Consider the following 12,652-nt stretch of genomic DNA (forward strand, 5'->3'; position numbering starts at 1 on the left):
AAACGAATCCAATGCGCTAGCCACTATAGGAAATGCTCATGAAGCCTTCTGTTCTCCCCTCTGATATCAATCTGATGGCAGCCACACCGCCGTCATCTTGGCAGCTATTTTTATCGACGTTCTGCCGAAACAAAGGCGCCGTGATTGGTTTTATCGTACTGGCATTGATGGTCCTAGTTGCCATACTTGCGCCTGCTATTGCGCCTCATGATCCTTATGAACTGTTCACCGGTCAAGAGCAATTGCCGCCTGCCTTTTTAGATGGTGGCAATGCGATGTTTTGGCTAGGTACTGATGATGCGGGCCGAGATACATTGTCTCGAGTGATGTATGGCGCGCGTTATTCATTGTTTATCGGTCTAAGCGCAACGACTCTGGCGATGTTGGTTGGTATTTCTTTAGGTCTGAGTGCCGCATTTTGGCCAAAGGTCTGGGGCAAAGCGGTCATGTTGGTCAATGATATCCTGATGTCATATCCGAGCTTGCTATTGGCGATTATCATTGCCGCTATCTTAGGGCCTTCTATGACCAATACGATTATTACGATTGCACTGGTCTGTACACCGCCATTTATTCGGCTGACTCGTGCGACTGCGATGGTAGAGCTACAACGTGAGTACTTTATTGCCTCACAAGTGATGGGTGCTGGCGTGCTCAGATTGTTGTTTATCACTATTTTGCCCAACTGTATGGCACCGCTTATCGTACAGGCAACGATGATTTTCTCGTCTGCTATTTTAGAAGCAGGTGCGATTGGTTTCCTAGGCTTTGGCGTACAGCCACCTGATGCCGAATGGGGCGCGATGCTAGGTACGGCGAGACAATATATTCAAAGTAACGTTTGGCTAGCAATCTGGCCGGGTGTTGCTATTTTCTTGGCTGCATTATCGATTAACCTGACTGGTGATGGCTTACGCGATGCGCTAGATCCTAAATTAAAGCAGGTGACCTAAGATGACTGAACCATTAATTAATACGCCTATCACTCATACGTCTATGAATGGCGCATCAACAAAAGACTCTCCGTTATTGCTAGATATCGAAAACCTGTCGGTTACTTTTGGACAAGGGGTGCGTGCCTTTCGCGCAGTCGACGATGTGTCTTTAAAGATAACCCAAGGTGAAGTCATCGCTGTTGTCGGCGAATCTGGCTCAGGTAAATCAGTCACCATGATGGCGCTGATGGGGCTATTACCACCTTCTGCGACCGTTCGTGCACAGCGAGTGGTATTTGATAATAAAGATATGCTTAGTATGTCAGCAAAAGAGAAACGCGGCATCATTGGCAAAGACATCTCTATGATTTTTCAGAATGCGATGTCTTGCCTAAATCCAAGCTTTACTGTTGAAATGCAGTTGGGTGAAGTGCTACGCAAACACCTTGGTTTACGAGGCGCAGCCGTACAAACACGTATCTTAGAACTGCTAGAGTTGGTCGAAATGCCCGATGCCAAGAATCGTCTCAAGGTATATCCGCATCAGCTATCAGGCGGTATGAGTCAACGGGTTATGATTGCGATGGCCATTGCTTGTGAGCCAAAACTACTTATCGCAGATGAACCAACCACCGCACTGGATGTAACCGTACAAGCACAGATCATGGATTTGCTCAGCCGATTACAACGCGAAAAACAAATGGCCATGGTATTAATTACCCACGATTTGGGTCTGGTTGCACAAAACTCGCGTGATGTCGCGGTCATGTATGCTGGACAAGTGGTCGAAACCAGTACCGTACCAGAGATTTTTCAAAAACCTGCTCACCCTTATACTGAAGCATTGCTACAAGCCATCCCTGAATTGGCTATCGGTCAAGATAGGTTAAACAGTTTACCAGGGGTCGTGCCAAGTCAATATGACCGGCCAGCTGGTTGCTTGCTGTCTCCGCGTTGCCCGTATAAAGAACCTGCTTGCGAAGTACCGCCACCTATTTTAGATACGCCCAATGGCAAGGTGCGTTGTATTGATTCTAATATTACTTCTCGCCCCTCTCACGCTGCTATCTTGGAGTCACAAGTATGAGTAATAAAGTGGTCCTAAAAGCAGACAATCTACACAAGCACTACCCAGTATCACAAGGTCTGGGCAAAGCAAAAGCGTATGTGAAAGCGCTCAATGGTGTCTCATTTGAGCTTGAAGCTGGCAAGACACTGGCAGTCGTTGGTGAGTCAGGCTGCGGAAAATCCACCCTTGCGCGCCAGTTGACACTGATCGAAGCACCTACACATGGTGAGCTATTTATCAACAATGAAGGCACTACAGGCTATAGCAGAAAAGCGCTCAAAGAGTTGCGTACCGAAATTCAAATGGTATTCCAAAACCCTTATGGTAGCTTGAACCCACGCCATACTATTGGCTATCAGTTGACGGAACCATTGGATATCCATACGAAACTCTCTAAAGAAGAAAAGCGTGACAAAATCAACGAGATGATGAGAAATGTTGGTCTACGTCCCGAACATGCTGGCCGCTATCCACACATGTTTTCAGGGGGTCAACGCCAACGTATTGCCCTCGCCCGCGCCATGATGCTCAATCCTAAAATTGTCGTCGCTGATGAACCGACTTCTGCACTCGATGTCTCTATTCAGGCGCAAGTGCTAAATCTATTTATGGATTTGCAGGATGAGTATCGTACCGCTTATGTCTTTATCTCGCATAACTTATCGGTCGTACGCCACGTCGCTGATGATGTGATGGTGATGTATTTAGGTCAAGCGGTCGAGCACGGTCCCAAAGAAGCGATTTATAATGCGCCAAAACATCCGTATACCATAGCTCTATTGGCTGCTGCTCCAACGGTAAATGGCCACAAGAATGATCTAACCCTACAAGGTGAGCTACCAAGTCCGCTAAACCCACCAAGTGGCTGCGCTCTGCACAAACGCTGCCCATATGCCAAACAGCAATGCAGCGAGATAGAGCCACAACTGCGCGAATGGGATGGTCGATTGGTGGCTTGTTTACGTTTAGAAGAGATATATGGTTAAGGTGATTAAGGTTAAGATGATTAACGATTAATCAATATTCACCACACCCCAACATTTAGGAAATTGGCTACAACCAAAAAAGGCCTGCCCTTGATTCAGGCCTTTTTTTGCTACACGCTTTATCATCTCACCGTTACATCTTGGGCAGGTTGGTTTTTGAATTAAATCAGCTGTATGGTCTATCACCTCAACTGTCGCAGAGGAATTCGCTGCTAATTCAGGCTCTACAACCTCAAACGGCGTAAGAAAAACCTTATCAGCAATGTCGTGCGATGTAATTGTATGCTGAGTGACTGCATGCTGAGTGTCCATACTATCAATTGGTAAATCGCTAGATTCAATTTCAGTCTGACCAGACCATCGAGGCACTTCTCTACTTTTTAGAATAGCGCGTTTAGCGGTCTCTTTTACTATCGGCTCTGGTGCAGCCTTAGTAGCCACTTTAGCAATTGGTTTATCAGTAGCGTTACCGCTAGGCTGCTTATTTGACTGGCTATGCTTATCTTTCAGATAGGCTTTATGCTCTCTATTGGTGCGCCAAGATTTGCTAAATCTGTTGCTGTTAATCTGCTCAACGATGGACTTAACCTCGTCTTCAGTCAGTATTTCATCCTTCTTTTTCTTAACATAAGACACCATGCCACCTGTCAATACGTGCTCGGGTAACTCATCACGGGTTTTTAATTCGCACTCCCCGATAAAAGCAATCATCGAATGGAAGTAGCTCAGCTCCAAGCCTAATAAATCTGCGAGCGTCTTAATGTGCAAGTAGTTTTGGCGCAATGGATTTTGGAATTTGAATTTACTTCCATTTTGGAAAACTTGTGTCCATTGTCTTTGGTTCTCGCTACCATATATCCAGCCTTTATAGTTTTTCGTCTCAATCACAAAAATGCCGTACACAGAGACGATGATATGGTCGATTTGCGTACTGCCACCACTCCCTCTTGGCAAGGTGATACCGTTTAATCGGTGGTAAACATTTTTTTCGAGCTTTAGCCACATGGCGACATTAATGATGGTTTCACCTAGGAAACCTTTAAAAGTGGATTTTAGGGACATGGTTCTTCATCTAAGAATTTCAAATAAGTTAAGTAGATCATATTTTTGCTAATCGATGCATGACATCTATTTTTCAAATAGATTAGTTTAAGAAATAAATTCATAAATCTAGTTCATAAAAAATTATTATACTTTATTTTTGAAAGGGCGTGTATATTCAAGCCACGAATACAAAGAGCTTCTTAGTAAGTTCATAATTTCTTCTATATTTTTTCTATTATCACCTGTCAACTTTAAAAACTCTTTGTTAGATTGAAAAATCTCTTGGTTTAAATCATAACAATCATAAAAATAATAAGACAGTTTTCGATATAGATCAATAATATTTTGAATCATAGAGTTTAGGTTAGCATCGTCAAAAGGATAGGAGTAGGGTTTAAAGCTATTCAAGCAAATGTTATTAATATCACCGATTCTGAGTATAGAAGAATAAATAACTGACAGTGATGAATTTTCTAATTCAAAATATATAGACTGTACATCGTAGAATTCATTTATTAAATTTACTACATAAAAATCACTCTCTCTAACCTCAGTTAATTTAATCTGAATATCTCTAGTAAAATTTTCTTTGATGCTAATGAGCCTATCGACAGTGTAGTAGTTTGGATCATTATCAATTTTTAAGTGGCAATTAGCGCATAGTAATATCAAATTTTGATATGAGTTATTCTGTGCCTTACAATCAATGGCTTTATATCTTGGGGCTATTGGATTATCCGCATAAGGTTCAATGTGAGCTATCTGACCAATATTATAATATTTACTGTTTTCCGACTCGCTTTCCTTTAACAAACTATAGCTGCATAAATTACACTTTCCTGCAGAATTCCCATAAAGCTGGTTTTTGATAGTTTGCTTTATACTCCTTGTCATGTTCTTTTCCTATTCGTTATTTAGAGTGTATCAAATAAATACTGTCTAAAATTAAAAATTGAATCAACACTTATATCTATGTCTGGATACGGTTTAGCACAAAAAAATGCTATTATTTATAATGACAATAGCCTTCCAAACTATCAATCCCTAGCCAAAACTTAATTAGGTTCAAACAGTGGTGGGATAAAATCATACTATAAAAAAACAACTCTTATGGACAACTCAGATAGTAAAAAGAAAAATTTAAACTTCCGTAAAAACTTGAAAGCTTAGCTCAATTTACCACAAAAAGAGCCACTAGATTTCTCTAGTGACTCTTTCTTAAACGCTAACTAAGTTAGGTTTATTACACCAAACTATTTACCGCTTCGACCACAGCGTCAGTCGTGATACCAAACTCTTTGTATAACTGATCTGCAGGAGCAGATTCGCCATAAGTGGTCATGCCAATGACTTTGCCATCTAAACCAACGAACTTATACCAGTAATCTACATGAGCTGCTTCGACTGCGACGCGAGCACGAATATTGGCTGGCAATACGGCTTCACGATAGCTAGCATCTTGCTCAACGAAAATCTCTGCACATGGCATAGACACCACACGGACACCAACACCATTTGCGCTCAATGCTTGATACGCTTCCATCGCTAGGCCAACTTCTGAACCAGTGGCGATGATGATGGCTTGTAGCTCACCCTGTTCTTTCGCCAGTACATAACCGCCTTTGGTGATGTTCGCTACTTGCTCGCCATCACGCGCTTGATGCGGCAGACTCTGACGGCTAAAGATCAATGCTGATGGGTTATTTTCTGATTTGATTGCTTCTACCCAAGCACTTGCAGATTCAGTCGCATCACACGGACGCCATGTACGTAGGTTTGGCGTGGTACGTAGGCTAGTCAATTGCTCAACTGGCTGATGCGTTGGGCCATCTTCACCCAGACCGATAGAGTCATGCGTATAGACATGGATGACGCGCTGCTTCATCAATGCGCCCATACGTACCGCGTTACGTGCGTATTCCATAAACATCAGGAACGTCGCTACGTAAGGGATAAAGCCACCATGCAATGCGATACCATTGGCAATCGCAGTCATACCGAACTCACGCACACCGTAATAGATATAGTTACCGTCAGCGTCTTTTTCGATGCCTTTAGCGCCTTTGAATAGCGTAAGGTTCGAGCCAGCTAGATCCGCTGAGCCGCCCAATAGTTCTGGCAATAATGGCTGCAAGCTGTTGATAGTATTTTGACTGGCTTTACGACTAGCAACATCGCCGCCCGCTTCTTGCGTTTGCTGAATATAGGCTTGTGCTTGGCTAGCAAAGTCAGCAGGCAATTCGCCATTTAGACGGCGTGATAGTTCTGCAGCAAGCTCTGGATAGGCTTTTTTATATGCTTCAAAGTCCGCGTCCCAGTTCTTTTGCTGTACATCGCCTTTGGCTTTGGCATCCCATGCTTCATAGATTTCGTCATCTAATTCAAATGGGGCATGTTTCCAAGATAGCGCATCACGAGTCAAGGCAATTTCGTCATCACCAAGTGGAGCACCATGACTAGCCGCTAGACCTTGTTTGTTCGGGCTACCCGCACCGATCGTGGTTTTACAAATAATTAGACTTGGCTTAGCAGTTTCTGCAATTGCTTGTTCCGTTGCTTGCGTGATTGCATCAGTATCATGACCGTCAACTTTGATCACTTGCCAACCGTAAGATTCAAAACGCGCTTCGGTATCATCAGTGAACCAGCCTTCGACGTTACCGTCGATTGAGATGCCGTTATCATCATAGAAGAATACCAACTTACCAAGCGCCAACGTGCCAGCTAGTGAGCAGACTTCATGACTGATACCTTCCATCAAGCAGCCATCGCCCAAGAACGCATAAGTATGATGATCGACGACGTTATGACCGTCACGATTGAACTGTGCGGCTAGGGTTTTTTCTGCAATTGCAAAACCAACCGCATTAGCAATGCCTTGTCCTAGCGGACCAGTCGTCGTTTCTACACCAGGCGTGTAACCAAGTTCAGGATGGCCTGGGGTTTTTGAATGCAGCTGACGGAAACCTTTAAGGTCATCAACGCTCACATCATAACCTGATAAATGTAGCAATGAATAAATAAGCATCGAGCCATGACCGTTTGACAGTACAAAGCGATCACGGTTGTGCCAATTAGGATCTGCTGGATTGTGCTTCAAAAATTTGCGCCACAAAACTTCGGCAATATCAGCCATACCCATTGGCGCACCCGGATGTCCAGAGTTGGCTTTTTGAACCGCGTCAAACGACAGTACACGGATGGCATTGGCTAGTTTACGTTCGCTAATTGGAGCTGGCATAGAGTGTCCTAATATTCGAATGAGTAGTATGAAGATAAGAGGAGAGTTTACTCAGAGGATAATCCATCAAAAACGCGACAGGCGTCCTCAATAGATAGGCTATAAAATAAAAATGCAATATTAACATATTTGCTATGAGCCTAGCCAAAAATGCGGTGACAAGACCGTTTATATTTAGCAATGACTCACATCAGTTTTGTTAAACGATAAGTAGTTATAGGTTTTAATTTAAGTTATAAATAACAAGCTACGAGTAACCTAAGTGACAAGCAGCTCATTACTTATAGTCAATTTATTAAACTGAAATAGTTTCAGCACCGCCCATAAACGGACGCAATACTTCTGGAATCGTGATGCTGCCATCAGCGTTTTGATGATTTTCCATCACTGCCAGTAGCGTACGACCCACGGCCAAACCTGAACCATTTAAAGTATGAGCCAAGCTGGTTTGCTTGCCATCTTTGACACGCGTACCCATACGGCGCGCTTGGAAATCACCACAGTTAGAGCAGCTAGAGATTTCACGATAGGTATCTTGGCTTGGTAGCCATACTTCGATGTCATAGGTCTTTTGTGCGGCAAAACCCATATCGCCAGTACACAGCTGTACCGTGCGGTATGGCAAGTTCAACTGCTGCAAGATATATTCAGCCTGTCCTGTCATCGCTTCTAATAGGTCATCAGACTGATCGCTAGTACCGACATTGACCATTTCCACTTTTTCAAACTGATGCTGACGAATCAAGCCACGGGTATCACGCCCATGTGAACCTGCCTCACTACGGAAACATGGCGTATGCGCCGTGAATTTTAATGGCAACTCTTTAATATCCAAACGTTCGCCGCGTACCAAATTGGTCATTGGTACTTCAGCCGTTGGAATAAGGTAAAAATCCATCTCATCGTTATTAGTGTGATTGCTTAATTTAAACAAATCATCTTCAAACTTAGGCAACTGACCCGTACCTTTCAAGCTATCGCTGTTAACGATATAAGGTACATAAGTTTCAAGATAGCCGTACTTCATCGTATGCGTGTTCAACATGAATTGAATCAACGCGCGATGCAGTTGCGCCAATTGCCCTTTAAGCACGTTAAAACGGCTACCAGTCAGCTTGGTTGCCGCTTCAAAGTCCAACATGCCAAGTGTCTCGCCAATATAAGTGTGATCTTGAATCTCAAAATCAAACGTACGCGGCGTGCCCCATTTGCGCACTTCTACATTATCATCTTCTGACGTACCGACTGGTACATCCGCCGCCGGAATATTTGGAATTTGCAAAGCCGCTTGAGTGATACGCTCTTGTAACGTACGCAACTCGTCTTCCGCAGCTTTAATCTCACCGCTAACGCTTTGCATCTCAGCCAATAGCTCACTAGCATCTTCGCCTGATTTTTTTAGGGCACCTACTTGCTTAGCACCAGCATTACGGCGCGATTGCAACTCTTCGGTTTTTACTTGTAGAGACTTGCGCTCGTTTTCAATCGTCTGCCAGAACTCCATATCAAGCTCATAACCACGGGTGGCTAGCTGCTGCTGTAGGTCGCTTAAATCGCCGCGTAAGAGTTTCGGATCAATCATAGTAGTTGCCTGTAACACTAAAGGTGAGTAAAAGGTTTAAAAGTATTATTTATAGAGTAATTGCCTAGCGCATCGCTATCACAGTCTTTGTGATAACCGGCTATGACGTTATGTTTTATATCAACATATCTTGTAGACGCTATAATACCAAGACACGGCAGATTTGACCATGTTTTGGATATCTTTGACTGCTTTTCCCTGTTTTTGGCTGACTTTCACTAGCTTTTGTTCATTATGCCAATCGCTTATCGCAAATTATTCTGTTTTTAATTTCTCACTTTTACTTTCGTCTAGTCTGAATAAGCTGAGTATAGAGCGTGAACTACGTCATTAATATGACATCTATCCGTGAACAGTCTTGCTTATATGTTTCATTTAGGAGTACTTTTCGGTAAGATAAGCGCATACCTTTATTCACTTCTAGCCAAGTACAGCATTGCTGCTTCGCTTTGGCAGTTTTAATCCAACGCTTTTAATATAAGTATTTGAGAAACCTTTATGGCCCTGTACCCTTACACGCTCCAACCTGTCGCCTTAAACCTAACTGAGGCTGAATTTCACCAAGCACAGTATGAACTGTTTGCCAGTGCCAGCCCTTCTTTTGGTTTATCAAGCTTTAAGACCAAAGAGTGGATCATCATGGCAGTGGTTGTGGTACTCGCTATTGCAGGACTTATCTTTGTGACAGGCTATTCAACCATTATATTTTGGTTAATGCTGGTTGGTGTGGTGATTTATCTATTGGCACGTACTTTAGGTTTTAAATGGTACGTAAAAAGAGAGTTTGACAAACAAGTGGCCGACCAAGAGATGCCAGATGAAATGCGCCAGATGAAGTTGGGTGTGCAAAAGCATGGTCTAGTCATGGCGATGCCAAGCAACCAGCCTGATATGATGAAAAACTCGCAAATGCGCGGTATGCAAATGCGTGCGGGCGCGACTCAACAAGCAGTTATTCCTTGGACCTCTATCAAGAGTTGGGACGAGACTGATGACTATATTTTTATGATGTTTGAGCTAAAAGGTCAGCAAGGTAGCCAAATCGTACCGAAACGCTTGCAAGCACAGAAGTTTCCTATCGATACGATACGTCAACATTTACAAGAAGTGGTTCCCGTTAAAGGCTTAAATCCTGAAAACTTGCAGCCACCAGCGTAAATGTAATAAGGTCTCTCTATCGTTTAGAAAAACAATAGAGAGACTTGGTTTTAGTTTTATAAAACCAATCGTAAAATTGTATTTATTAAATTTAACTTATTAATAATAGTTTGCTATTATTATAAGCATCAGAGGAAGCAATAGAGTCTATATTGATAGATACAGATGAAAAATAAAGTATCTTTCTCTGTATTTTAATTGATTAGAGTCTTTATTCTTCTTTATTCATTATCATATAACTACACTCACACTATAAGGACAATACTATGAGTAATTCTAATAATGCTACTAACCAGATCGGTCTAGAAAAAGCAGACATGAGCGAAGTCATCGCCAAATTAAACAATCTACTATCAACATATCACGTGTTTTATCTAAACGTACGTGGCTATCACTGGAATGTAAAGGGTGAGCATTTCTTTACTTTGCATCCACAATTTGAAGAGCTATATACGTCACTACAACTTCAAATCGATGAAATCGCTGAGCGTATCTTAACTTTGGGTGGTACACCACTTCACGCTTATAGCGATTTTACGCAGCATACTAGCATCAGTGAAGACAAAAACGTCAAAGATGGTACAAGCTGTGTCAAAGGTGTGGTCACTGGCTTGCAAGCGTTAATTGCAGAGCAGCGCCAAGTATCAGCCCTAGCAGAAGAGAGCGAAGACCAGGGTTCAGCTGACTTAGTAGATGCTTACGTACAAGAGCAAGAAAAACTGGTATGGATGTATAACGCGTTTTTGGGTTAATAGTCGTTAGTTTCTGTTCGGCTTAACCTTACTTACTAGCTCTAATAATTATCAAATTCTAAACAATAAAAAAGCACCTAATTAGGTGCTTTTTTATTGTCTATCTTTTAGAAAAGACTGTTTTATTTTTGGATCCATTGACGCATTTTTTCACGTTCAGCAGGCGTGGCTTGTAGCCATACTTGCATAAACGTATCTAACGTACTAGTAGAAGTATTTACGCTAGATGCTTGCTTAACAGTGGTCGTGCCAGTGTTGACGTTGCTAGTAGTGTTTACTACTGGTTGATCTAAAGAGGCGATAGCACGTTGGTTCTGTAACTCTGCATCACCTGCACCGCCGAACACGCCGCCTAGCGCTTTACCAAGGCCTGAAAATAGACCACCTTGGTTACCGGCCATACTTTGCTGGCTAGCAATGACAGTATTGTTCTGTTGCACAGCGAGCGTTGGCTGCTTAGCATACTCTCTAGCAGCTTCATAATCTTCTGGTTGATTAGGCATAGTCAAACGATATGTTTGATTGTCGGCTAATTGTGCCGTCACACTGACATTACCTGAACGCAAATAATCATGCTCATCACGACGCAAGTTATATAAACGGTCATACTTAGCAGTAATAGCATGTTGTCCAGGCTGTAACGTAAATGTTTTTTGTAGCGGCTGAAAAGCGCTCTGCTGAATTTCCTGCCCATTAATAGCAGTTACTTTGATATGGTCATCAACCTGTAGAGTAACCGCTGCCTGTGACAACATAGAAACCGAGGCAGCCCCCACCAACAACGTGCCTATCGTTAATTTCTTTAGCAAAAAAGTATTCGATTTCATAAGTTATTCCATTAATAGTAAAAGCGAGTTGGACAAAAGATTCGTATTCTTACGGCTATTCATTTTTTGCTGCTAAAAGCCTTACTGCTAGAAGCCTTACTGCTAAAAATCAAGTGGCATCGTATGTTGGTCTTGATCAGGCGTGTCGTTATCTACTTGCGTCTCTTGAGCGATATCCGCCAGCTCCGCGGCAAGCGTCTGCTCATCGATGGTACGCAAAGCATCACTTATGACTGCTTTTGAGATATTACTGCGACCAAGGTTAGAAAACATTGGTTGAATATAATTAAGTACTTCCATCATCGCACCGATACGATGCGGTCCATCAGTTAGTAAGTGATCAATAATTCGATTGTCAAACTGCCATCCACGTCGACGCAAAATAGACTGTAATAGTGCTTGTCTGTCTGCCAAATCATGACCAGTAGGCACCTTAAAGGTAGGTGCTTGTGCCAAACGCGTCATTAAATCCCTTAACTGGAATGGTAAGTCGTCGGCTGGTTTATTAGCGGCAAACAATAACTGGCGTTGCCCTTCTCGGCTACGATTGATCAGGTGAAATAAAGCTTCTTGCCACTGACTGCTCTGCTCAAGCACTTCCAGATCATCGATAGCAATCAGATCAAAGTTCTCTAACGATGATAGTACGTGGACATCTGTATGAATCAGCTCATTAAGGGACAAACAGATAGCCGATTTTTCCATTTCGATAAATGACTCGCAAATAGCAGACAGCAAATGGGACTTACCTGTAGCAGGGCTACCAAACAGATATAGTTGACCGATCAGGCCGACATGTAACTGCCGTACTGCATCGATAATCGACATCCAACCGGGACCGGCAAAGTCGCTGAGACTTGCATCATGCTTAATGTCCAGATTGAGACTTAGCTGTGCTTCTGCCATGAATCATCAACTCGTGTTGCGTAGTGCAATGGAAAAATATAATAGAAAAGATAGGTTGCTTTGAGCTGCATTCATTACTATCAATACTAGCCGCTACAACTGTAAGCAATGGCCCTATAGCCTTTGCAAAAATTGGACAGTCGCTTTGTTGA

Annotated in this window: 11 protein-coding genes; 5 read left to right on the plus strand and 6 right to left on the minus strand. The window is 42.7% G+C overall.

All coding sequences use genetic code 11. From position 1 onward, the window contains the following. Window positions 1-38: 38 nt before the first annotated feature. The 3 genes from IEE84_RS09790 to IEE84_RS09800 are packed head-to-tail and all read left to right on the plus strand — an operon-like array spanning window position 39 to window position 2,990. Window positions 39-953, plus strand: a complete 915-nt coding sequence (locus tag IEE84_RS09790) for an ABC transporter permease (protein WP_191114036.1) — start codon at window positions 39-41, stop codon at window positions 951-953. A 1-nt stretch (window position 954) separates the two neighbouring features. Continuing rightward, window positions 955-2,022, plus strand: coding sequence for an ABC transporter ATP-binding protein (locus IEE84_RS09795; protein ID WP_228724808.1), 1,068 nt, complete (start codon window positions 955-957; stop codon window positions 2,020-2,022). After that, complete coding sequence (locus tag IEE84_RS09800; protein ID WP_191114037.1) at window positions 2,019-2,990, plus strand: peptide ABC transporter ATP-binding protein; 972 nt, start codon at window positions 2,019-2,021, stop codon at window positions 2,988-2,990. Before IEE84_RS09795 ends, IEE84_RS09800 begins: the two co-directional genes overlap by 4 nt. A gap of 27 nt (window positions 2,991-3,017) precedes the next feature. Here IEE84_RS09800 and IEE84_RS09805 read toward each other — a convergent pair whose 3' ends face one another. From IEE84_RS09805 to serS, 4 genes are all read right to left on the minus strand, one after another. Then, window positions 3,018-4,052, minus strand: a complete 1,035-nt coding sequence (locus IEE84_RS09805; RefSeq protein WP_191114038.1) for an NERD domain-containing protein — start codon at window positions 4,050-4,052, stop codon at window positions 3,018-3,020. A gap of 126 nt (window positions 4,053-4,178) precedes the next feature. Continuing rightward, entirely contained in the window at window positions 4,179-4,928 is a 750-nt protein-coding gene (locus tag IEE84_RS09810) for an HNH endonuclease family protein (protein WP_191114039.1), read from the minus strand. 349 nt (window positions 4,929-5,277) lie between these two features. Further along, window positions 5,278-7,275 carry a transketolase gene (tkt, locus tag IEE84_RS09815; protein WP_191114040.1) on the minus strand — a complete coding sequence of 666 codons (1,998 nt, stop codon included), beginning with the start codon at window positions 7,273-7,275 and terminating at the stop codon, window positions 5,278-5,280. Window positions 7,276-7,570: 295 nt separating this feature from the next. After that, window positions 7,571-8,857 carry a serine--tRNA ligase gene (gene serS / locus IEE84_RS09820; RefSeq protein ID WP_191114041.1) on the minus strand — a complete coding sequence of 429 codons (1,287 nt, stop codon included), beginning with the start codon at window positions 8,855-8,857 and terminating at the stop codon, window positions 7,571-7,573. Window positions 8,858-9,355: 498 nt separating this feature from the next. Between serS and IEE84_RS09825 the strand changes: the two genes are divergently transcribed. Continuing rightward, window positions 9,356-10,015: a YcxB family protein gene (locus IEE84_RS09825; RefSeq protein WP_101206317.1), complete on the plus strand. Its 660-nt coding sequence runs from the start codon at window positions 9,356-9,358 to the stop codon at window positions 10,013-10,015. A gap of 266 nt (window positions 10,016-10,281) precedes the next feature. Further along, window positions 10,282-10,767, plus strand: a complete 486-nt coding sequence (locus IEE84_RS09830; RefSeq protein WP_160022561.1) for a Dps family protein — start codon at window positions 10,282-10,284, stop codon at window positions 10,765-10,767. Window positions 10,768-10,889: 122 nt separating this feature from the next. Here the strand turns inward: IEE84_RS09830 and IEE84_RS09835 are convergent, their stop codons facing one another. Both IEE84_RS09835 and hda read right to left on the minus strand, forming a co-directional pair. Continuing rightward, window positions 10,890-11,594: a DUF2057 family protein gene (locus IEE84_RS09835; RefSeq protein WP_191114042.1), complete on the minus strand. Its 705-nt coding sequence runs from the start codon at window positions 11,592-11,594 to the stop codon at window positions 10,890-10,892. 102 nt (window positions 11,595-11,696) lie between these two features. Then, a complete protein-coding gene (hda, locus tag IEE84_RS09840) occupies window positions 11,697-12,500 on the minus strand; it encodes a DnaA regulatory inactivator Hda (protein WP_191114043.1) in 804 nt (267 codons plus the stop codon). Window positions 12,501-12,652: the final 152 nt, after the last annotated feature.

Source organism: Psychrobacter sp. 28M-43 (genome assembly GCF_014770435.1).
Taxonomy (GTDB): domain Bacteria; phylum Pseudomonadota; class Gammaproteobacteria; order Pseudomonadales; family Moraxellaceae; genus Psychrobacter.